1 protein-coding gene is annotated in these 519 nt (G+C 39.9%); it reads right to left on the bottom strand.

Annotation, left to right across the window (positions count from 1 at the left end):
* The coding region (locus ACUNWA_RS19045; protein ID WP_445593515.1) for an ISL3 family transposase at positions 1-343 on the bottom strand (343 nt) is incomplete at its 3' end.
* Between the last annotated feature and the right edge of the window lie 176 nt (positions 344-519).

The raw sequence follows: 519 nt of genomic DNA, 5'->3' as shown, positions 1-519 counted from the left end.
CCCATCGGTGTTTTATACGTATTTCCTGCAAGGCATCAAGAGCAAGTTTCTGAACATGGAAACGATCGATAACACGAATTGCTTTAGGGAAGCATTGCTTTGCAATTAGCCCCATCGAACCGGCCATGTCAAGGGTTATTTCTTTGACTTTACGGCGAGCTCTGAGAGGGATGGTTCTTAATGCCTCAATTACATCTTCTGCTTTGGTTCCCTTTACCATTGCCACCAATGCACCTTTCTTTCCCTTAGCTGCTTTGTTGGTAAGGATCGTGTAAAGCTCACCATTAGACAACGATGTTTCGTCAATACTTAAATGAGTGCCAATATTGTCAGGGAAGATCATCCAGATCCACTTGAATTTTCTTTTCGGTAATTTTTATGCCTGTTATCTCAAAATATTGAAATAAGTCTTTGGGGAGAAAAGCCTCCACCAATGCTCTACATTGATTTTGCTGTGAGTTCATTGATCGGTAAAAAAGAATATAAAGCAAAGATGATAATAATTTTTACTCCACCGGA

Source organism: Sunxiuqinia sp. sy24 (assembly GCF_052677165.1).
Note: the sequence above shows the minus strand (reverse complement) of the source record. Positions and strands in the feature narration are given on the sequence as shown.